Genomic DNA, 19,680 nt, shown 5'->3' on the forward strand with positions numbered 1-19,680 from the left:
CGTCTTACGCTAAATGCAAATTTGAATTACGATACAGTTGTATATTTTATAAAAATGCACATGACTTATGAGCGTTCACCCTGTTGTCAACTACGATCCTGCTGAAGAAAGAATCAATTTTATTAGCCATGCTATTGGTGCAGCTCTTGCACTCATAGCAGGTATTTTGTTGATTATCAAAGGGTCTTACTTAGAAACAGCGCAGTGGATCGGGCTCTGGGTCTATGCTTTGAGCCTATTTTTATTATTTGCCGCATCAAGCTTGTATCATTTTGCGGAATCTCCAGAGCGTCGCGGCTGGTATAAAAAATTAGATCACACTGCTATTTATTATCTAATTGCAGGCACCTACACTCCATTTTTGTCTATCGCACTGCCCACGCAAAAAGCCCATTACCTACTCATTGCACTTTGGGTGATTGCTCTCATTGGTACACTATTCAAGTTAGTTTTCATTCATCGCTTTGAAAAAATTTCACTGATTGCTTATCTGCTTATGGGTTGGCTGGCTGTGCTGGTAATGGATGATATGCAACGTTTTTTATCTAAACCAGCTTTGACTTTTTTAATCATTGGTGGACTTTCCTATACCATCGGTGCATTGTTTTATGCGCTAAAAAAGGTAAGATATACGCACGCTATCTGGCATATTTTTGTATTGATTGGTGCAGGATCACATTTCCTGTCCATCTATCTTTACGTGATATAACCCGCGCACACTACATTTTTTAGTAACCCTAATTCCGTAGTCTGCCCGAGGAACATTCGTATTTTTTTAAAAAATTACGCCTTTTTTAAAAAGATGACGCTTTTAAAACTCAGTTCGACTATTTTTTAAGTGTAAGGTCTACCATGGCGTCATTAAATACTGCTGTTGCTGAACAGCAGCCTGTAAACTCAAAATTCCGCGTACTTACAGCCAGTCTGGTAGGTACAACTATCGAATTCTTCGATTTTTATATTTATGCCACTGCGGCTGTCATTATTTTTCCTTACCTGTTCTTTCCAGCAAGTACCGATCCAATGACCGCAACCATTCAGTCTTTGGCAACCTTCGCGATTGCCTTTATTGCACGCCCGATTGGCGCTGCACTCTTTGGACATTTAGGTGATCGTATCGGCCGAAAGGCGACCTTGGTTGCAGCTTTGCTGACCATGGGACTTTCAACTGTGTGTATCGGCTTATTACCCACCTATGCACAAATTGGAATTGCCGCGCCATTACTACTTGCACTGTGTCGTTTAGGTCAAGGACTCGGCTTAGGTGGTGAATGGTCGGGTGCGGTATTGCTTGCCACAGAAAATGCACCTGAAGGTAAGCGTGCTTGGTATGGTATGTTTCCCCAACTGGGCGCGCCGATTGGCTTTATCTTAGCAACTGGTTCATTCTTAACGCTGGGTCATTTTATGACTGAAGAAGCGTTCATGACTTGGGGCTGGCGTATTCCCTTTATCTCAAGTGCGTTATTGGTAATTGTAGGTCTGTGGATTCGTTTACAACTCCATGAAACCCCCGCGTTCCAGAAAGTTTTAGACAAGCAAAAAGAAGTTAACATTCCGTTTAAAGAAGTGATGACCAAGCACTGGGGCATGTTGATTTTAGGTACCATTGCAGCCATCTGCACCTTTGTGGTCTTCTACCTCACGACGGTATTTGCTTTACAATGGGGTACCAAACAGCTGGGTTACACCCGCGAACAGTTCTTACAACTTCAACTGGTCGCAACCCTGTGCTTTGCTGCATTCATCCCCTTGTCTGCAGTTTTTGCGGAAAAATTTGGTCGTAAAACCACGTCTATTGCAGTCTGTATTGCTGCGGCGTTATTTGGTTTAGTATTCTCAAGCATGTTGGAATCAGGCAGTACCCTTATTGTGTTCTTGTTCCTGTGTATTGGTTTATCCATCATGGGTTTAACCTATGGACCGATTGGTACCGTGCTCTCTGAGATTTTTCCAATATCCGTTCGTTATACAGGTTCAGCGCTGACTTTTAATCTTGCGGGGATCTTTGGGGCATCATTTGCACCTCTCATTGCCACCAAGCTTGCAACCACCTATGGTTTACACGCAGTAGGTTACTACCTCACGGCGGCATCGCTTCTGTCTTTATGTGCGTTCTTAATGATCCGTGAAACCAAAAATGATGATGTAAATAATCAAATTTAACCCTGAATTTGATGCCTAAAAACCAGCACAATGATGCTGGTTTTTTTATACCAATGCGTTAACAAACGCTACAAAAACCATATTTAAAATCTGTCGTTTTACTTCAAAAATAGAGAAAGATACAGATGAATAGGACCGAAAAATGGATGAAAAAATACAACAACTCACCAATGAACAACTCCTTGATGTCATCGTATTAGTTGAAGAAAATAAAATTATTCAAGCCATTCAATACATCGCCACACATACCGCTTTTCAATACGATGATGCACAAGAGATCGTGACTGAACTCACGAAGCGGCATGATGCTGCACTAAAAAGCATGTATCGCCATAAACGACATCAACAACCACGCATATCAACCGCTGAACTAAGACACCACAGCTCCCTTGTGTCTGAAGGACGGAGCTTTACACAACAACAGCCACAAAGCCCGCATAGCACAGCAGTGAATAACCTCGATGCAATACAAGACCTACAAGAGCTCCATACAAAAAACCACAACCTTTGGATTATCTTGGCTGTGGTCATTTTGGTTTTAAGCTTTATTTTTTATTGGTTCTAAGCCCAACTTAAATCAGTTCAATAATATCGATGGTCGGTGGTACACGAAAACGAAACGGCACACCCACCATGCCTGTTCCAACCGTGACAAACACATCCGCATGTTCATGTCGGTACAAACCTTTTTTGTGTCCTAATATAGACACCTTCTTCATCACATAATCTGTAAGCCATGGCAGCTCAACTTGACCACCATGCGTATGACCTGAAAGCATTAAAGGACGACTGGGTAAAGCAGGTACCATATCGACCGTGTCAGGATTATGCGACAAAATCACCCAAGGTTTGTCTCGCGGTAAATGCGGCATAAAACGCATATCTGCCTTACCTGCCCACAAATCCCCAACACCCATCAGACGAAATTCTTCGAATTCCACAATCTGACCTTCAATATCAATGACATTGTTGACCTTCAAAGCATGTCTTAATAAATTTTGAATTGGTGGTCCAGGATATTGTTCGTCATGGTTACCATTGACTGAATAGACAGGTGCATTGATTTGCTTTAACACCTCTAACTCTTCTGCCAGTTTATTTTCGGGTTCATAAGTCCAATCCCCTGCAACCACCACCAAATCAGGCTTTTGCTCATTGACTCGTTTGACAATGGTTTTCAGCTGCCGCTCATGCCCTGAAAATAGACCAATATGTAAATCGGCAATTAAGGCGATACGGACGGGTTTGAGTAATTTATAATCTTTTTGAATTTGATATTGAGTGGTTTTGACATGCACAAAATGTGGTTCAATGAAACGTGCATAGCACAATATACCACTGACCAAAAATACAAAAATAGCTTCATGCCATGAATAATAGCCCTGAAAACCTGCGTATATGCTAAAGAAAAACAAAGGAATGAGTAAATACGAAAGATAAAAAGCCAATAAATGCACAAAGGCTTTAAACGGATGAATCGTCTCCGTATTGGTTTGACTGATCCATGCCTGATACACCGCCCACCCTGCAAGCAAGGCCATCGCAATATAAAAATAGAACACGACGGAGTGTGTATTGATCATAGACTTTTACTCACAATTTGTTCATCAAGAACACATAATCTTCTGTTTATCTTTTCACAGCTCAGAATTATACTCAAACCAAATTTATAGACTTTATGATGATGGAAAAACCTCACGGCTTAGCAAAACAAACTTCATTCCGTTCATCTTCGACTCAGCAAAATGCCAAATTGTTGTTGCTGAGCTGTATGGTTTTGACTGTTCCCGCGTGTAATACCTTACCTAAACAGATACCGCAGACGCCCGTCTATGCCTTTGATCTACCAACAGATCAAACCAGTTTAGGTAAAATCGTACTGCCTTTGCGTGAGCAAAATCCAGGACTGACGGGCTTTCATGTTCTTTACAACCCGCTCGAGGCATTGGCTGCACGTATCCATCTCATTGATAAAGCAGAAAAGACATTAGATCTACAATACTATATTTGGGACAATGATCGTATTGGTTCTTTAGCGCTTTATTCTATTTTGAAAGCCGCCGATCGTGGAGTGAAGGTTCGCTTACTGATCGATGATAACAATGCCAAGAAAATGGAAGGCATCTATTTAGCACTCGATCAACACACCAACATCGACATTAAACTGTATAACCCCTACCGCTTCCGTCACTATCGTGCCATGGATATGGTCTTAAACTTAAAACGCATCAACCGTCGTATGCACAATAAAAGTTTCATTGCCGATAATCAAATTTCGTTGATTGGTGGGCGCAACATGAGCAATCAATATTATAACGTCAGCGACAGTTATCAGTTTTCCGATGTTGATGTAATGTTGGTGGGCTCTGCCTCAGATGAAATTGTGCATTCTTTCGATGAATACTGGAATGACGATTATGCCTTTCCAGTGCGTCAAATTGTCAACGCCAACCATTACAGCTTGCGTTATGAAGGTTTAAAAAACCAGTTAGCGCAGCACTATCAGGAAGTGACTGTACAAAATTATCTCGATCTAGCCAATCGTTCGCAAGCCTTTGAACACTGGTTAAATGATAGTATCCAATTCGATTGGGTCAAAGCCGAAGTGGTGAAAGACTCACCGAGTAAAATCAAATCACGGGCAAAAAAAGAAGAACATTTAAACTTCCAGTTGCAAACCCATTTAGAAAAGCCAATGGAAAGCATCGACATTATTTCGGCCTATTTTGTCCCGGAACGTAAAGGCAAAAAGCATTTGGCAAACCTAGCACAGAGTGACATTCAAGTTCGCGTACTGACCAACTCATTTAAAGCCAATGATGTGCCGTTGGTGCATGCGTTCTATGGAAAATATCGTGAAGACTTGCTGGAAAGCGGTGTTCAACTCTATGAGTTTTTAGCCACGCCTGCGGCCGAAGCCCTAAACGAAAACAATGAAGAAATTTCGAAAAAAGCCAAAGTCAGCATCAAAGGATTAAGCCGCTCGAGTCTACATGCCAAACTCATGGCCATTGATGAGAAACAGGTTTTTATTGGTTCATTTAATTTTGATCCCCGCTCTGCCAACTTAAATACAGAAATTGGGGTTTTACTGAACAGTCCACCGCTGGCCAAAGCGGTACACTACACCATGGACCAAAACCTCAGTAAATATGCCTATAAGCTGGTTTTAGATGCAAATAAAAACATTAACTGGCAAATCAAACAAGCTGATGGCTCTACCAAAACCTATACCACTGAACCCAAAATGAATTGGCTCAAACGTGCTGGTCTCAAAGTCGTCTCTTGGCTACCAATTGAAGGCTTTATGTAAGCCTTCAAGCTTGTTGCATGTTGGGTTGGGACTTCAAAACTTTGTGATGTAAATCAGCCAAACCTTGCACCATTTTTTGTTGGACCAGTGCCGTTAAACTCTCAACCGTATGTCCTGCGGTACAAATGGCTGGGAGCGCAACTAAATGTGCCGTGACTTTTGGCATTTCTAGTACTTTTTTAACATGCTCGGCAAAACTAATGTTACCGATAAACGGAGAGACTTGGTCAAGTTCGCCCTGTTGATTCACATAGCAAATCAAACAAATTTGCACATCACGCTGGGCCTCAATTGCTGCGCCTAATATACGTCCATGCACCTTTTTCACTTTAGAACCATCGGTCGTGGTCGCTTCCGGGAAAAACAACACAGGAATATCTTGTTTTAAAAACGCTGTAATTTGCTCTCGAATTTTGATGGAATCGCCTGAACCACGTTGAATAAACAAAGTTCCACCACTTTTTGCCAGCTTGCCAAACACAGGCCATTTTTCAATTTCAGCCTTGGCCAAAAAGAAAACTCGTGCGCCTGAACCTAAAACCGCAACATCTAACCATGAAATATGATTGCTGACCCAAAGTGCAGGCTTACGTGGAATATCCCCGTGGACATGCACATCAATGTTAAAAACCTTGCACAGTCGACGACAGAAATACTGCACGTAACGGGTATTTTGTGGATTGTTAATGTCTTTATACAAGCCATGTCGATAGACCAAATAAAACCCTTCGGACACGGCGCCAAGCCCTGAAGCCAGCTTTTTACCATACAGAAAAAGCTTAGAGACACCTTTTATTGATGTTGTTTTTATTTCAGTATTCGATTGCATAGACGGTTCACTTGGCACAGCTTCATTCAACATTTAATCATTGATTTCGGCTCATTCTATACTGATCTTAACTAACTTGCATTGATCATAAAAACCGAAGGCCCAGATGATTATTTTCAATTTTAATCGTTTAAACAAATTAATTAAAATAAATCAATCGAAATACCAAAACATGGTGCGCACATGAACGATCAAATGAATCCTCCAGCTCCGCCGTTAAATCCTGTTCAGGCACTGAAATTTATTATAGGGCTCAGTATTTTATACTTTGGCACCTTGCTGCTTTTGGTTCACTTATTTCGCTCAATGTAAGGCAACAGCATAACTATTTCGCTCAATCTCAACAAATTCATCTACACTAGAGTTTTCAATGTGAGATCGAATTTAGTGGAATATTTTGAGCAGAAGCAAGGTGGCGAAAAAACCATTTTAGTCAGTGTTGCCATCCATATTCTGGAAGACCTTGATGCAGAAGAATTTCGTTTGCTTGCTAAGTCGGCAGGTGCAGAAATTCTGGAGCATATTCACGCTCAAAGATTCAAACCCGATGCTAAATATTTCATTGGTTCAGGCAAAGCAGAAGAAATTGCTGCTCGTGTTGAGGAACTTGAAGCCACGCTGGTGATTATTGACCATGCCCTGACACCCAGTCAGGAACGTAATCTGAGTCGCATTATCAAGTGCCGCGTTATTGACCGTACACGCCTTATTCTAGATATCTTTGCACAACGTGCCCGTACCCATGAAGGGAAACTTCAAGTCGAATTGGCTCAATTGGATCACTTGTCTTCTCGACTGGTCGGTACAGGCATTAGCCTCGATAGCCAAAAAGGCGGGATTGGACTCCGTGGTCCAGGTGAAACGCAACTCGAAACTGACCGCCGTTTACTCCGTGTCCGGGTTGGACAACTTAAAGATAAATTAGAAAAAGTCCGTCAGACCCGTATCCAAGGGCGTGCCGCACGTCAAAAAGCTGCCATTCCAACCGTTTCTTTGGTTGGTTATACCAATGCGGGTAAATCAACCCTGTTTAACACCCTTGCCAAATCTGATGTTTATGCCGCAGATCAGCTATTTGCAACCTTAGATCCAACCTTAAGACGTTTGGAATGGGATGGTATTGGTCCGCTGGTTCTAGCCGACACGGTTGGTTTTGTGCGTAATCTTGCGCATGCTTTAGTGGAATCGTTTAAAGCGACGCTAGAGGAAACATTAGAAGCCAGTTTGCTGTTGCATGTGATTGACTCGAGCAGTCCTGACCATATGGAACAAATTGAAGCTGTTGAAAAAGTGCTCAAAGAAATTGGCGCAGATATTCCAATTCTACGGGTGTATAACAAGATCGATCAAAGTGGCGAACAAGCCAAAATCATTTACGCTAAACCCAATCTACCTGAGCGTGTCTATGTCTCAGCACATACAGGCGAAGGATTTGATCTACTACGCCAAGCGGTCCAAGAGTGCTTGATGGGCCAAATTCAAAACTTTGACGTCCTGCTCAAACCTGCCTATGGAAAATTGCGTAATCAACTGTACGCCCTAAATGTGATTCAATCTGAAAATTATGATGATGAGGGCAACCTACACCTACAAGTGTATATTGCGCCACATAAACTTGAACAATTGATCAAACAAGCACATTTACCGATTAATGAAATTTTAGGTTTGAAAGCAAAACAATTTCATCGTGAACTCGAAGAATTTGAAATCAAAAGCTAAATCGGTTAAAACGTGATAAGTAAAATGTTAATGACAGAACAAAATGGAATGGATAAAAACTGTTGATTGGAAAGCATGGATCGGCACGGTTGCCCTGATCATCATCTTTCGTGAAGCGGCTGTGTGGATCACTGGACGTTTTGGACATCCTGAACTGGGCAATTTAATTGGACTGATTAGTTTATTAATCGTCCTTTTGGGTTGGAGAAAATTTCATAAAATTCCAGCACGTTTGGTCGATACCAACAATAAAATCATGAAAGAAAGTGCCTTTGCTTTTCTACCTATCAGTGCAGGCTCCCTGCTGATGATGACCCATTTAGGCAGTGAAATCCCAATGTTTTTGGTGGTGCTATTTGTCAGCACACTAATTCCACTGTGGGTTTACGCAAAAATGTCTAAGAAATGGCTTTAGGAGTGTGCCCATGATTCCCATTATTTTCGGTTTTTTCCTAACCCTCGTTGCCTATTTACTGGCAAAGCCACTCAACAAAAAACTGCCACAGATTCCCGTGATTGTTTTTGGCATGTGCTTTGTGATTGCCCTGCTGTTGTTGTTAAACATTCCGTATGAGCAATATATGGCACAGGTAAATCCAGTGTTTAACCATCTGCTCGGTTATGTCACAGTCGCATTGGCTATTCCATTGGCTGCAATGCGCTATGACGACCTCCCCCTCAAAGCCGTGGTGGGTATCTTGGTCTTTGCCAGTATCAGTGCGGTCGGACTACCGATGGGACTGGCTTATCTACTACATTTGTCCGATCCTACCATTATGGCATTTGCCACACGCGCAGTCACAACGCCTATCGCAATTAACATTGCAACACTGCTGCAAGCCCCTGTGAGTCTGGCTATTTTAATCGTGATTTTATCTGGTGTGATTGGTGCTGCATTTTCACCACTGATCCTCAAACACATTAATGATGAACGAGCATCGGGCTTAGCGCTAGGTCTTGCAGCTCATGCCATCGGTACAGCTCAAGCATGGCAACGGGGAAGTATTGCTGGACGTTATGCAGCCTTTGGAATGGCTGTCAATGCGGTATTTACAGCAATCTGGTTACCGTTGTTTATTCTATACTTGCAAAAAATGTGATATGTTCCTCACATAAACAATTGTATTGTTTAAAAAATCGACTTAAGATGAGTTTGTCGTTGATTAAATGATAAAAGGATTTTGTTCATGAGCAAATTGACACTTGCAATCGCATTCGCTACAACCGTTATAGGTAGTACAGCTTTCGCTGAAGATATTAGCGGCACTTGGAAAAATATTGATGACAAAACTGGGTCGTCAAAAGCCATCCTTGAGATTCGCCAAGAATCAAATGGGACATATACCGCTAAGATCGTTAAAGTGACGCCTCGTCCGGGTTACACACCAAAAGAAACGTGTATTAATTGCCCTGCGCCGTATACCAATAAGCCTATTTTAGGCATGGATGTGATGAAAGGTTTGAAACACAGCGGTGATACCAATTACACGGGTGGAAAAATCATTGATCCACTGTCTGGTAATATTTATAGCTGTAAAGCAAAACTCAGTTCGAATGGCAAACGCTTAACCTTGCGAGGATACGTGGGCATATCTGCTCTAGGTCGTAGTCAAACGTGGATTCGAGAATAATCTAGGTTCTATTACTGAACAGACTTGGTCTACGCAATTACTTGATCGATTCATTTTAGATTTTGTAGACCACCACTGAGTCACTCATACATTGCTTCAAACTTAGTCTGATTGTTTCAAATTCAATGAATAAAAGAGTTTCAGCTAAGCATGTATGATTTTTCAATTTTTAAAGGCAACTGCCTAATTCATATCTAAACACAAAACAGTTTGCCTTGTGCAAACTGTTTATTTTTCTGTGTCTTGGATATCTTTTTGTGAAACTATAGAGAACCTTATATGAAAAGTAAGTTTTTTATCGCGGGATTAACATTGTCCATGCTTTGCGGGGGAGCATTTGCACAGGACTTAACAGGGACATGGCAACAAATTGATGATAAGTCAGGCTCGCCAAAAGCCATTATCGAAATTCGTAAAGAATCGAATAATACTTACACTGGAAAAATTGTAAAAATTACACCACGCCCAGGTTATACGCCAAAAGAAACTTGTGTGAATTGCCCTACGCCATATACCAATAAACCAATTTTAGGTATGGACATTATTAAAGGCTTAAAGCATGTCGACGGCACCAATAACTATGAAAAAGGTCGTGTGATTGATCCGCTGTCTGGCAAACTTTATGATGCGAAAATGAAACTGAATGCCACAGGAAAACGTCTTTCGCTACGTGCATACATCGGTGTTTCTGCTTTAGGTCGTAACCAAACCTGGTTAAGAATCGACTAAGAATAAAAAAGCCACGAACTTCGTGGCTTTTTAATGCATGTGCTATTGAACTGGATTATCAACGGCAAATAAGGTCTCATCTTCTAAACGGTAAGCCATTAATTGATGCCCCCAAACACAACCACCATCTACATTTTGAATCGAATCCGAAATGGTTTTACCTTGTAAAGCGGCCCAGTGGCCAAACACAACTTTATGGGTTTGTGCCGCTTGCGAAGCAAATTCAAACCATGGTTTGAAGCCTTCAGGCATCGGGTCGTTGAGCGAGTCTTTAAAACTAAACTCCAAACGCCCAGCACTATCGGTTAAACGCATACGAGTCAAATAATTTACGATACAACGTAAACGCGCATGCCCCGTCAGTTCTTCCGACCATAAGGTAGGCTCTTTACCATACATTTCTTTTAAAAAGGCATCGACAACATCAAAATCATCCGCTGCAATGACTGCCTCAACTTCTGCGGCTAAAGCAGCAGTTTGTTCTGCTGTCCAATTGGTTGGAATGCCTGCATGCGTCAGAATCGTGGTTGCGTTTGGAAATACACACAAGGGTTGTTTACGTAGCCAATCAATCAAATCATCACTATCAATCGCATCAATCACATCACGAATGTTATCTTTGTCTTTAATTGCTTTAATGCCACGTGCAGCCGCCAGCAAAGTTAAATCATGATTTCCTAAAACTGTTGCAGCCGCATTACGCTCTACTAATTTTTTAATAAAGCGTAAAGCACCCAATGAGTTTTCACCACGAGCAACCAAATCCCCTGCAAACCAAATAAAATCTTGGTCAGGATCAAACTGAATAGTCTTTAGCAAGGCTTTTAGTGCTTCAAAACAACCCTGCACATCACCAATGACATAATTGTATCGAATCTCTGCACCTGTCACCTTAAGCCACCATTTGATCTGCTAATGCCACAAATTGAGCCAGTGTTAAAGTCTCTGGACGTGCCATCGGATCAACACCCGCTTGTTCAAAACCATCTTCAACCAACATGCCTTTTAAGCTATTACGCAAAGTTTTACGACGCTGAGTAAAGACGTGCGAGACCAAACGTGCCAAGGCTTTTTCATTTTTTGCCACAATAGGCTTAACCGCATATGGCTCTAAACGGAACACCGCAGAAGTCACTTTTGGTGGCGGGTTAAATGAACCCGGTGGTACTTCAAACAAGAACGTCGGTTTACAGAAATACTGAATCATCACCGACAAACGACCATATTCTTTGCTATTTGGAGAAGCAGTAATACGGTCAACCACTTCTTTTTGTAGCATAAAGTGCATGTCTTTAACTTTGTCACCAAACTCCAAGAGGTGAAACAAAAGTGGCGTTGAAATGTTATACGGCAAATTACCCACAACACGTAAAGGACGACCATCTTCAAATAAGTTGGTGAAGTCGTACTTCAGTGCATCGGTTTCAATAATGGTTAAACGTTCAGGATGTGGCACACGCCCTGGCAAACCTGCCGCCAAATCACGGTCTAATTCGACCACCGTGAGTGCGTCACACTCTCCAATCAACGGTGATGTTAATGCTGCCAAACCGGGGCCAATTTCCACAATGTTATCACCTGAACGTGGTGCAACTGAACGTACAATCTTGGCAATCACACGTTGGTCATGTAAGAAGTTTTGCCCAAAACGCTTCCGCGTATGGTGCCCTTCATCTTTAGGGTTTAAGGCATTAATTTGATACATAAAATTTTCCAACGTGAGTTAATCACTGAACATTAGTGACGAGCTAATTCTAACGCTAAATCAACAGCGACCTGTAAGCTTGAGCTTTTCGCAAGACCAGTGCCTGCGAGGGAGAGAGCTGTGCCATGATCGACTGAGGTACGAATAAACGGTAAGCCCAAAGTAATATTAATGGCTTCACCAAACCCTTGCGATTTTAACACAGGTAAGCCCTGATCGTGATACATCGCCAAAACAGCATCGGCATCTTTTAAGTTTTCTGGGGTGAATAAGGTATCGGCAGGTAGGCTCAGGCTCATATTTATGCCTTGAGCACGGTAGCTTTCCAGCACGGGGTTAATCACCTCAATTTCCTCCATACCCAAATAACCATCCTCCCCTGCATGTGGGTTTAAGCCACATACTAAAATATGTGGATGCTCTTTTTTGAATTTGCTTTTTAAGTCTTGAATTAAAATATCAATGACTTGATACAGTCGCTCTTTGGTAATCGCATCGGGTACAGCTCTCAAAGGTAAATGTGTAGTAGCCAGCGCGACACGCAACGTCTTGGTTGCGAGCATCATCACCACACGTTCAACACCAGCAAACTCTTGGTAGTATTCGGTATGTCCACTAAAGTGAATCCCAGCATCATTGATGACTGACTTTTGTACAGGTGCAGTTGCAACACCTACACTTTTACCAGACATAGCATAATCGGCCGAACGTCGTAGCTGCTCTAAGACATAAGGCGCATTTTCAGGATTAAGCTCACCCATTACAACAGCTTCGCTTAAAGGCACATGCTCAACATAAAGTTGACCCTGAGTTGATGATGCTTCTTGCCCTGAATATTCAATCAGTTCAATGTCCAATCCCAAACATGCTGCACGTGTACGTAGCAAGTTCATATCACCAAGGACCACGATCGGACGCTCATCTATACGAGCAGCAAGGCTTAAACAAATATCTGGACCAATCCCAGCAGGTTCACCACTGGTGACATATAAAGGCAGCATGATCAACTCAAGTAAAATGCGTTTTGACTATTATACAACGTCTCACCCAGTATCTCCGCATTCACCGTACTCAACTTGAACCTATTCTTTTATATTTAAATCCTCACTTATCCTGTTTTCACATTCCATCGACTTTCAAAGAAAAAATAAAGCCTCAAACATATAAAACATGAGCAAAGAAGTTGCGAGTCGTAACTCCTGTACTATCCGTTATTTTAAAATGGTTCTATGGTGATGATCCCGCATTTCATTCAGTGAAGTCATAAAGTTCAATATCACTGTTCCCCATTTTTTTAAAGTTTGAATTCTTTTGTGGTTTTTTAAAAAGAATAAACTTTGATCTCTTCCTTTATACTGGGAAATACCTTAAAATACGGCTCTTGAAATTTTATATTTTCATTTGTGATTCTGAGCAACTTCGTTTAGAATCGCGTCTCCTTTTGTTTGGACAGATTCCATAGTCCAAACCAACTATAATAGGTAGTGGTTTAATGAAAACTCTCAGCGCTAAGCCTGCTGAAGTTCAACACGACTGGTACGTTGTTGATGCTTCTGGCAAAACTTTAGGTCGCCTTGCGACTGAAATCGCTCGTCGTCTACGTGGTAAGCACAAGACTTCTTATACTCCTCACGTTGACACTGGCGATTATATCGTTGTAATCAATGCTGAAGAAATTCAAGTGACTGGTAAAAAAGCGCTTGATAAAAAATACTATCGCCACACTGGCTTCCCTGGTGGTATCCGTGAGACTAACTTTGAAAAGTTAATCGCTCACAAACCTGAAGCAGTTTTAGAAAAAGCTGTTAAAGGTATGTTACCAAAAGGTCCTCTTGGTTATGCAATGATCAAGAAAATGAAAGTGTATGCAGGTACAGAGCATCCACACGCTGCTCAACAGCCACAAGTTTTGGACATCTAAGGGATACAGCACATGGCTACTAATTATGGTACAGGTCGCCGTAAGACCGCAACTGCACGTGTTTTCTTGTCAGCTGGTACAGGCAAGCTCGTAATTAACAACCGTACTCTTGAGCAATACTTCGGTCGTGAAACTGCTCGTATGGTTGTTCGTCAACCTTTAGAGCTTCTTGAAGTTACTGAAAAGTATGACCTTTACATCACTGTTGCTGGTGGTGGTATCGGTGGTCAAGCTGGCGCTATCCGTCACGGTATTACTCGTGCGTTGATCGCTTCTGACGAAACACTTAAACCTGCTCTTCGTCAAGCTGGTTTCGTTACTCGTGATGCTCGTGAAGTTGAACGTAAGAAACTTGGTTTACGTAAAGCTCGTAAACGTCCTCAATTCTCTAAACGTTAATTCGTTTACCGAATCGGACAAAAAAGCCTTGGTTTATCCAAGGCTTTTTTATGCGTCATTTTCAAGTTTTAAGTCTATGCTTTCTGCTTTATTCCTACTACATGCCTCTAGTTGCATATTCCAGCTTATTTTGAAAATTGATGATCTTTGGGAAGTGGTGCATTACACGGCTCGTCGGTTTTCTCATCGACCATTTTCACAGGTCCATCATTATAAACAGTGACCTTACAGCCTTTTACTGTATATTCTTGCTGAATGCCGCCATACATCTCATCCTCAGAGATAGAAGTAGCGACATCACAGGCTTCATCGGCAATACAAGCAGCATATTCAGCAGTCTGCTGCGCTACATCTACCTGTTCGGATGCATCTCAAATTTGACCATAACTACTTGAGATAGAAGTCATTAATATAATAACTGCGATCGATTGGGTGATTCTGAGCCTAAGCTGCATGGTTCTATCCTTATTTTTCATTTATTCCAAGTTGTTCGATTGTATAAGCATATTAAAGTTAAGATGATTTTATTGGCTATTTTTAGTATTCTAACCGATTCACTTCACCTAGTTTCTGAAATATGTCTGTCGAAACTACTCCGCTTCAAGGAATTACGCTGTATAGCCATGCAGATGATTTTCGCTCCCATTGGATTCGTTATGTACTTGCAGAGAAGCAAATCAAATACCATTTGGTTTTAAGTGATGCAGATGATGAAGATCTCGCCAGCTTAAACCCTTATAACCAGCTACCGATGTTGATTGAAAATGATTTAAAACTATTTAATGCCAATATCATCTCTGAGTATTTAGACGATCGTTATCGTCAAAACAAGCTCTATGCCGACGCACCTATGCCTCGTGCAGAACAGCGGCAGTATATTTGGCGCTTTGAACAAGATTGGTTAAAGCTTGCCGATATGATGCTACGCCATCCAGATACACTCGATGAACAAGCAAAACTGAAAGCACAAAAAAAACTGAAAGACACACTCATTTCCTTAACACCATTGTTTCAGCATTTCCCCTATTTCATGTCGGAAAGCTTTAGCATTTTAGATTGCATGCTTGCGCCTATCTTTCTACGCTTAAACAGCATGGGCGTGCATTTACCGAAACAGCAATGCCGCCCAATCTATTTATATTGTCAACGTATTTTTAGTCGTCCTGCATTTTTAAAGTCTTTAACTTTGCAGGAGAAAAACCATTATCAATCTGAATTTAAACAGCCGTAGAGAACATTATGTCTGATCAAGAATTAAACCTTACGCCGACTCGTCCATATTTAGCTCGCGCCATTTATGAATGGATTTGTGATAACCAATTGACACCGCATTTATTGGTCGATGCAACCCAGCCCAATACTCTCGTTCCTGAACAGTTTATTCAAGATGGACAGATTGTCTTAAACATTGTCCCTCATGCCGTACATGCGCTACATATGAGCAACGATGCGATTACCTTCTCTGCACGTTTTAGTGGGGTATCTCGTGATATTTATGTCCCACTTAATGCTGTGATTGGCATTTATGCCCGTGAAAATGGGCAAGGCTTATTCTTCGATCCAAGTGAGTATGACAATCATACCCAAAGTGAGCAAAATGCTTTAAAATCAGACAATGAAGAAAAAACTGAACCCGCTAAGAAAAAACCAAGTTTAAGGTTATTAGATTAATAAAATGGAGTAATTATATGGCTTTTGATTTAGTACAATATTTTGCAGAGCAGATTAAAATTCAAAAGCCTGAGCTTCTGAGTCAATATTCAGATGAGGAGCGACTTCAATATCTTTCTGAGGCCAACACCCTCTCCCTTGGAAAACTCATCACTTTGATGCGTCAAGATGGCACCAAGCTCTACCAAGAGATTCAAACTCAGGATCATCTCTATATTCAAGAACTTGCAAGGCATCTCACCACGTCTCCGCAAAATGAATCACAGTTAGCGAAGGCAGACTTAGAACATAGCTTGACTACGATGTTGGGTCTTCAGGTTGCTGAACTCAAACAACTTGATGTCACGGGAAACTTTGGCGAACATGGAATACGTGAGCTGCTTGTCGGTCAAATCGAGCACCTCTCAGGTCTGGCTGATGACTGGGTTTGGACAACAAATGAGCTAACAGAACTAATTGGCTCTAAACCAAAGCCTGAAGAAGAGCTATCATTAGAAGAGACGATGAAGGAGTTTAATCAAATGGTAAATCAACACGCAACAGACCACTCAGATCAGCTACACACACAGGTAGCAGAGCAAAGTCCAACGCCAACATGGGCAAAACTGATTGAGCCTGCTGTGGCTATCGTGATTTTATGGGGACTTTATTGCGCAGCAAGTCAAATGTTTGTCTAATCCCCAAGGGATGCACTTATTTTGCGCATCCCTTTATTTTTTAATGAAAAATAATTATATATTTCACCTTTAAAAATCAAAAAAATCGATTTATTTTTTGCTTTTATTTGTCCAAACGGTAAAAGTTACATTTTGTTACAATAGCAAATAAATTGAACACTTTTTCAAATAACAATAAACTTTTTCACACTCCTCTCTAAAATCTGCAAACCTAATCACAAAATCTCTAGCAAAAACTGACTAAAAGCCTCGGGTTTAATTGTATATTTATTCATCTTTTTTTTGTTACATTTATTTATATTGATAATTTTTTCACGCCATCCATATAATTAAATCGACTTGTGAAACAACAATTTAAAAGGATTTTAAAACTCATAAAATTGAAGAGAAAAACTATGGCTAAAGTGTCATTGGAAGCATTAGCAAATATCGATGGATTCTTTGCAGCAGCATTGGTCGATGGGGAAAGCGGTTTGGCCCTAGCAACTCAAGGCGGTGGAAGCATCGATTTAGAACTCGCAGCGGCAGGTAATACTGAAGTTGTTCGCTCAAAACGACGTGTTGCACAAGCATTAAACTTAAATGACTCAATTGAAGATATTTTATTTACGCTGGGTAAGCAGTATCACCTTATTCGTCCTTTAGAAGGCAATGACAAAATTTTCTTATATCTTGTCCTTGAACGCTCTAAAGCAAATCTTGCCATGGCTCGTCATGAACTCAAAGGATATGAAAAAGGCCTAGATTTTTCTTAATTTGAATTGCCCCTTTCTCATCCTTTTGGGAAAGGGGTTGTATGCGTTGTCCTTTTCAACCTAATTAAATTAAAGAAACACTATGAATAAGCAATATATTAATATTGCGATTACTGGCCTGTGTTCAAACCATTCTGACGAACTTAAAACACAGCTACGTAATCTCATTCCTCAAGAGTATCAAATTAACTGGAGCTCCGCTACTGACCCAACTATTGATTGTTTATTTATCCATGAAAGTTTTTATGAAACTGAAGGGATCCAAAAGATCATTCGAAGTCGTCAGTTTCCATGGCTAAAAATTTCTAAGCAAACCCATAACGAAAACCGACTCCACGAAAACATACTTTCTTTACCAATTACTCATCTTGAAAGCTTCTCGAGTTGGATTATTCAACATCTACTACATCCCTCTTTTGATAATCAACAACTCCCTCCTATTGAAACTCAGAATAAAAAAACACCCTACAAATTAGAATATTTCAGCAAAATGCTGGATACCGAACGCAACTCAAAGCTACATCTTTTTGATACTTTAGGCACCATTGCCATTATTGATATTCAGAAAAATATCGCTTGGCTCAATACAGAACGAGAACAAGCCTTTACAGATTCTGGTTTTGATTATGACATTGCCAGCACCAGTAACTTCATGAAAGTCTCACGTAAGCAACCCCATATACTTAGCGACTGGTTATGGCAGTTTTTTGGGATTCACCCATATTTTTGAAAGAAATTGCACCTGAAGATGGACATTTTAAGATCCATATCTGGCCTAAGCCAGCAAGCAATGTGGACAGGAAAACCATTTTTCAACTTTCCAGCTGCTTTATTCAAGGTGGTAAAATTTCAAAAATTGCAACGCAGTTGAATCTCCCTATTGAAACTGTGCAGCGCTTTATTGCAGCCAATATCGCGACCCATAATCTCTCAAAAATCAATATTTGGGATAAACACTTTAACCCACCAGAAATGCCTCAAGTTACAGAAGAAGTAGGTTTAATTAAAAGCTTTTTTGGAAAACTAAGAAAAAAATTAGGCATATAGGATAATAATATGATTTTACAACGCTTTAAAATTGTTTTTGCTGGTGGTATGGGCGCGGGTAAAACGGAGGCGATTCGATCTCTCTCAGAGATTCCCGTACTGCAAACGGAGGCTTTCAATACAGACGCACAGCGCCATACCAAATTAGAAACCACAGTTGGTATTGATTATGGTGAAATCACGCTTGATGAAAACCTGACCATTGGGCTATATGGTACACCTGGGCAAAGCCGCTTCGACTTTATTTGGTCTGCCATTACTAAAGGTGCTATTGGTGCTGTAATTTTGATTGATCATCATTCAGACAACCCTATTCAAGAATTAGAAAGCTATCTGGAAACCTTTCAAAACTTTACCGACAATAGTGCGATCGGCATTACACATACCGATCTTCTTTCTGAGTCAACCAAATCAACCACTATCTATAAAGACTGGTTATTACAAAATGATCTCTTTTCTCCACTCTTCTTTATCGATGCAAGGAGGAAAGATGACGTTTTGTTATTATTAGAAGCGCTCATTACATCCATTGAGATCAACTCAAATATTGCCAATTAACCCTTAACGAGGTTCTATATGTTTACTTTAGCGCAAAGCCGCTCAGCACCAAAAGAGTTAATTGATTTTGCAAAGAATGAAATTCAAGATGTTCTCATGAATGTCCGCAGCGTCAATTATGTCATGCTGTGTAGCACAGATGGCTTCGAGTTAGCCCATGTTTATAAAAGAGATGGTTATAACAGTACTAAACTTGCGGCAGTTAGTAGCTCGATTTTAGCTATGGTTGCTGCTTTTATGAATGAAATTCATCTCGAAGGTTGTCAGTCGATTACTTTGGATGCGGACAATGGTAAAGCCATTTTAACCTCGATCCCTTCTTCAAATCACCCAATGATTATCGTGACCTTAACTGAAAAAGATGTACTATTAGGGCAGCTACTCTACACGCTAGAAAATGCCAGCAACCGTGTTATGCAATATTGATATCTCTGATAAAATATAAAAAAATTTAATTTTTATTAAGGACGAAACCTATTAAATTTTAAAGGCTATGTTTTAGCCGCTTCTTCTTATTCTAATCTTCCTTGCATAAAAAAATCCCCCTATCTCATTTGAGT

General features: G+C 40.7%; 24 protein-coding genes and 1 pseudogene. 19 read left to right on the forward strand and 6 right to left on the reverse strand.

Translation table 11 applies throughout. From position 1 onward, the window contains the following. The first annotated feature begins 67 nt into the window (after positions 1 to 67). From ACF8FD_RS09015 to ACF8FD_RS09025, 3 genes are all read left to right on the forward strand, one after another. A complete protein-coding gene (locus ACF8FD_RS09015; protein WP_234304536.1) occupies positions 68 to 709 on the forward strand; it encodes a hemolysin III family protein in 642 nt (213 codons plus the stop codon). A 143-nt stretch (positions 710 to 852) separates the two neighbouring features. After that, positions 853 to 2,166, forward strand: coding sequence for an MFS transporter (locus ACF8FD_RS09020; protein ID WP_078426767.1), 1,314 nt, complete (start codon positions 853 to 855; stop codon positions 2,164 to 2,166). Positions 2,167 to 2,308: 142 nt separating this feature from the next. After that, positions 2,309 to 2,731 carry a hypothetical protein gene (locus ACF8FD_RS09025; protein ID WP_234304535.1) on the forward strand — a complete coding sequence of 141 codons (423 nt, stop codon included), beginning with the start codon at positions 2,309 to 2,311 and terminating at the stop codon, positions 2,729 to 2,731. Between the two features lie 7 nt (positions 2,732 to 2,738). Here ACF8FD_RS09025 and ACF8FD_RS09030 read toward each other — a convergent pair whose 3' ends face one another. Next, on the reverse strand, positions 2,739 to 3,749 hold the full coding sequence (locus ACF8FD_RS09030; protein ID WP_234304534.1) for a metallophosphoesterase: 1,011 nt from the start codon (positions 3,747 to 3,749) through the stop codon (positions 2,739 to 2,741). 101 nt (positions 3,750 to 3,850) lie between these two features. Here ACF8FD_RS09030 and ACF8FD_RS09035 point away from each other — a divergent pair, with 101 nt between their 5' ends. Continuing rightward, positions 3,851 to 5,479 carry a phospholipase D family protein gene (locus ACF8FD_RS09035; RefSeq protein WP_279678927.1) on the forward strand — a complete coding sequence of 543 codons (1,629 nt, stop codon included), beginning with the start codon at positions 3,851 to 3,853 and terminating at the stop codon, positions 5,477 to 5,479. Positions 5,480 to 5,483: 4 nt separating this feature from the next. Here the strand turns inward: ACF8FD_RS09035 and ACF8FD_RS09040 are convergent, their stop codons facing one another. Next, positions 5,484 to 6,308: a lysophospholipid acyltransferase family protein gene (locus ACF8FD_RS09040; protein WP_279678926.1), complete on the reverse strand. Its 825-nt coding sequence runs from the start codon at positions 6,306 to 6,308 to the stop codon at positions 5,484 to 5,486. A 387-nt stretch (positions 6,309 to 6,695) separates the two neighbouring features. On the opposite strand from ACF8FD_RS09040, the gene hflX reads away from it, so the two are divergent. The 5 genes from hflX to ACF8FD_RS09065 all read left to right on the forward strand — a co-directional run bounded on the left by hflX (position 6,696) and on the right by ACF8FD_RS09065 (position 10,387). Further along, positions 6,696 to 8,027 (forward strand): ribosome rescue GTPase HflX, encoded by a 1,332-nt coding sequence (gene hflX / locus ACF8FD_RS09045; protein ID WP_279678925.1) that lies wholly within the window; start codon positions 6,696 to 6,698, stop codon positions 8,025 to 8,027. Positions 8,028 to 8,070: 43 nt separating this feature from the next. After that, complete coding sequence (locus tag ACF8FD_RS09050) at positions 8,071 to 8,442, forward strand: hypothetical protein (RefSeq protein ID WP_004695106.1); 372 nt, start codon at positions 8,071 to 8,073, stop codon at positions 8,440 to 8,442. A gap of 10 nt (positions 8,443 to 8,452) precedes the next feature. Then, entirely contained in the window at positions 8,453 to 9,127 is a 675-nt protein-coding gene (locus tag ACF8FD_RS09055) for an LrgB family protein (RefSeq protein WP_004695104.1), read from the forward strand. 87 nt (positions 9,128 to 9,214) lie between these two features. Continuing rightward, positions 9,215 to 9,658: a DUF2147 domain-containing protein gene (locus tag ACF8FD_RS09060; protein ID WP_058870235.1), complete on the forward strand. Its 444-nt coding sequence runs from the start codon at positions 9,215 to 9,217 to the stop codon at positions 9,656 to 9,658. A gap of 279 nt (positions 9,659 to 9,937) precedes the next feature. Then, complete coding sequence (locus ACF8FD_RS09065) at positions 9,938 to 10,387, forward strand: DUF2147 domain-containing protein (protein WP_004695101.1); 450 nt, start codon at positions 9,938 to 9,940, stop codon at positions 10,385 to 10,387. 42 nt (positions 10,388 to 10,429) lie between these two features. Here ACF8FD_RS09065 and ACF8FD_RS09070 read toward each other — a convergent pair whose 3' ends face one another. From ACF8FD_RS09070 to pdxA, 3 genes are read right to left on the reverse strand one after another with little or no spacing between them, the layout of a single operon-like run. Continuing rightward, complete coding sequence (locus ACF8FD_RS09070) at positions 10,430 to 11,278, reverse strand: symmetrical bis(5'-nucleosyl)-tetraphosphatase (RefSeq protein WP_234304533.1); 849 nt, start codon at positions 11,276 to 11,278, stop codon at positions 10,430 to 10,432. A 1-nt stretch (position 11,279) separates the two neighbouring features. After that, a complete protein-coding gene (gene rsmA, locus ACF8FD_RS09075) occupies positions 11,280 to 12,092 on the reverse strand; it encodes a 16S rRNA (adenine(1518)-N(6)/adenine(1519)-N(6))-dimethyltransferase RsmA (RefSeq protein ID WP_004695098.1) in 813 nt (270 codons plus the stop codon). A gap of 32 nt (positions 12,093 to 12,124) precedes the next feature. Further along, positions 12,125 to 13,093 (reverse strand): 4-hydroxythreonine-4-phosphate dehydrogenase PdxA, encoded by a 969-nt coding sequence (pdxA, locus tag ACF8FD_RS09080; RefSeq protein WP_234304532.1) that lies wholly within the window; start codon positions 13,091 to 13,093, stop codon positions 12,125 to 12,127. Positions 13,094 to 13,584: 491 nt separating this feature from the next. Between pdxA and rplM the strand changes: the two genes are divergently transcribed. Both rplM and rpsI read left to right on the forward strand, forming a co-directional pair. Then, positions 13,585 to 14,013, forward strand: coding sequence for a 50S ribosomal protein L13 (rplM, locus tag ACF8FD_RS09085; RefSeq protein WP_004695096.1), 429 nt, complete (start codon positions 13,585 to 13,587; stop codon positions 14,011 to 14,013). 12 nt (positions 14,014 to 14,025) lie between these two features. Then, entirely contained in the window at positions 14,026 to 14,412 is a 387-nt protein-coding gene (rpsI, locus tag ACF8FD_RS09090; RefSeq protein WP_004695095.1) for a 30S ribosomal protein S9, read from the forward strand. A gap of 125 nt (positions 14,413 to 14,537) precedes the next feature. Here rpsI and ACF8FD_RS09095 read toward each other — a convergent pair. Next, positions 14,538 to 14,732 (reverse strand): annotated as a pseudogene (locus ACF8FD_RS09095) (hypothetical protein); the annotation flags it as partial. A 257-nt stretch (positions 14,733 to 14,989) separates the two neighbouring features. Here ACF8FD_RS09095 and ACF8FD_RS09100 point away from each other — a divergent pair. From ACF8FD_RS09100 to ACF8FD_RS09135, 8 genes are all read left to right on the forward strand, one after another. Continuing rightward, the gene (locus ACF8FD_RS09100; RefSeq protein WP_004695093.1) at positions 14,990 to 15,643 is read left to right on the forward strand and encodes a glutathione S-transferase N-terminal domain-containing protein; all 654 of its coding nucleotides are present in this window, start codon (positions 14,990 to 14,992) and stop codon (positions 15,641 to 15,643) included. An 8-nt stretch (positions 15,644 to 15,651) separates the two neighbouring features. Beyond that, positions 15,652 to 16,083: a ClpXP protease specificity-enhancing factor gene (locus tag ACF8FD_RS09105; protein ID WP_062034118.1), complete on the forward strand. Its 432-nt coding sequence runs from the start codon at positions 15,652 to 15,654 to the stop codon at positions 16,081 to 16,083. 17 nt (positions 16,084 to 16,100) lie between these two features. Beyond that, positions 16,101 to 16,760 carry a hypothetical protein gene (locus ACF8FD_RS09110; RefSeq protein WP_062034117.1) on the forward strand — a complete coding sequence of 220 codons (660 nt, stop codon included), beginning with the start codon at positions 16,101 to 16,103 and terminating at the stop codon, positions 16,758 to 16,760. A gap of 395 nt (positions 16,761 to 17,155) precedes the next feature. Beyond that, complete coding sequence (locus tag ACF8FD_RS09115; RefSeq protein ID WP_234304531.1) at positions 17,156 to 17,515, forward strand: roadblock/LC7 domain-containing protein; 360 nt, start codon at positions 17,156 to 17,158, stop codon at positions 17,513 to 17,515. 82 nt (positions 17,516 to 17,597) lie between these two features. Then, positions 17,598 to 18,245: a hypothetical protein gene (locus tag ACF8FD_RS09120; RefSeq protein ID WP_234304530.1), complete on the forward strand. Its 648-nt coding sequence runs from the start codon at positions 17,598 to 17,600 to the stop codon at positions 18,243 to 18,245. Beyond that, complete coding sequence (locus tag ACF8FD_RS09125; RefSeq protein ID WP_234304529.1) at positions 18,242 to 18,562, forward strand: hypothetical protein; 321 nt, start codon at positions 18,242 to 18,244, stop codon at positions 18,560 to 18,562. Before ACF8FD_RS09120 ends, ACF8FD_RS09125 begins: the two co-directional genes overlap by 4 nt. Before the next feature lie 9 nt (positions 18,563 to 18,571). Next, on the forward strand, positions 18,572 to 19,120 hold the full coding sequence (locus tag ACF8FD_RS09130) for an ATP/GTP-binding protein (protein WP_234304528.1): 549 nt from the start codon (positions 18,572 to 18,574) through the stop codon (positions 19,118 to 19,120). Between the two features lie 18 nt (positions 19,121 to 19,138). Beyond that, the gene (locus tag ACF8FD_RS09135; RefSeq protein ID WP_234304527.1) at positions 19,139 to 19,546 is read left to right on the forward strand and encodes a roadblock/LC7 domain-containing protein; all 408 of its coding nucleotides are present in this window, start codon (positions 19,139 to 19,141) and stop codon (positions 19,544 to 19,546) included. Positions 19,547 to 19,680 lie beyond the last annotated feature (134 nt).

This window comes from Acinetobacter sp. TYF_19 (assembly GCF_043105125.1).
Taxonomy (GTDB): Bacteria; Pseudomonadota; Gammaproteobacteria; order Pseudomonadales; family Moraxellaceae; genus Acinetobacter; species Acinetobacter johnsonii.

Bases quoted from the DNA above. Each gene is read 5' to 3' on its own strand.
- ACF8FD_RS09015 (WP_234304536.1), top strand. From the start codon at position 68: ATGAGCGTTCACCCTGTTGTCAACTACGATCCTGCTGAAGAAAGAATC.
- ACF8FD_RS09020 (WP_078426767.1), top strand. From the start codon at position 853: ATGGCGTCATTAAATACTGCTGTTGCTGAACAGCAGCCTGTAAACTCA.
- ACF8FD_RS09025 (WP_234304535.1), top strand. From the start codon at position 2,309: ATGGATGAAAAAATACAACAACTCACCAATGAACAACTCCTTGATGTC.
- ACF8FD_RS09030 (WP_234304534.1), bottom strand. From the start codon at position 3,749: ATGATCAATACACACTCCGTCGTGTTCTATTTTTATATTGCGATGGCC.
- ACF8FD_RS09035 (WP_279678927.1), top strand. From the start codon at position 3,851: ATGGAAAAACCTCACGGCTTAGCAAAACAAACTTCATTCCGTTCATCT.
- ACF8FD_RS09040 (WP_279678926.1), bottom strand. From the start codon at position 6,308: ATGCAATCGAATACTGAAATAAAAACAACATCAATAAAAGGTGTCTCT.
- ACF8FD_RS09050 (WP_004695106.1), top strand. From the start codon at position 8,071: ATGGAATGGATAAAAACTGTTGATTGGAAAGCATGGATCGGCACGGTT.
- ACF8FD_RS09055 (WP_004695104.1), top strand. From the start codon at position 8,453: ATGATTCCCATTATTTTCGGTTTTTTCCTAACCCTCGTTGCCTATTTA.
- ACF8FD_RS09060 (WP_058870235.1), top strand. From the start codon at position 9,215: ATGAGCAAATTGACACTTGCAATCGCATTCGCTACAACCGTTATAGGT.
- ACF8FD_RS09065 (WP_004695101.1), top strand. From the start codon at position 9,938: ATGAAAAGTAAGTTTTTTATCGCGGGATTAACATTGTCCATGCTTTGC.
- rsmA (WP_004695098.1), bottom strand. From the start codon at position 12,092: ATGTATCAAATTAATGCCTTAAACCCTAAAGATGAAGGGCACCATACG.
- pdxA (WP_234304532.1), bottom strand. From the start codon at position 13,093: ATGCTGCCTTTATATGTCACCAGTGGTGAACCTGCTGGGATTGGTCCA.
- rplM (WP_004695096.1), top strand. From the start codon at position 13,585: ATGAAAACTCTCAGCGCTAAGCCTGCTGAAGTTCAACACGACTGGTAC.
- rpsI (WP_004695095.1), top strand. From the start codon at position 14,026: ATGGCTACTAATTATGGTACAGGTCGCCGTAAGACCGCAACTGCACGT.
- ACF8FD_RS09100 (WP_004695093.1), top strand. From the start codon at position 14,990: ATGTCTGTCGAAACTACTCCGCTTCAAGGAATTACGCTGTATAGCCAT.
- ACF8FD_RS09105 (WP_062034118.1), top strand. From the start codon at position 15,652: ATGTCTGATCAAGAATTAAACCTTACGCCGACTCGTCCATATTTAGCT.
- ACF8FD_RS09110 (WP_062034117.1), top strand. From the start codon at position 16,101: ATGGCTTTTGATTTAGTACAATATTTTGCAGAGCAGATTAAAATTCAA.
- ACF8FD_RS09115 (WP_234304531.1), top strand. From the start codon at position 17,156: ATGGCTAAAGTGTCATTGGAAGCATTAGCAAATATCGATGGATTCTTT.
- ACF8FD_RS09120 (WP_234304530.1), top strand. From the start codon at position 17,598: ATGAATAAGCAATATATTAATATTGCGATTACTGGCCTGTGTTCAAAC.
- ACF8FD_RS09130 (WP_234304528.1), top strand. From the start codon at position 18,572: ATGATTTTACAACGCTTTAAAATTGTTTTTGCTGGTGGTATGGGCGCG.
- ACF8FD_RS09135 (WP_234304527.1), top strand. From the start codon at position 19,139: ATGTTTACTTTAGCGCAAAGCCGCTCAGCACCAAAAGAGTTAATTGAT.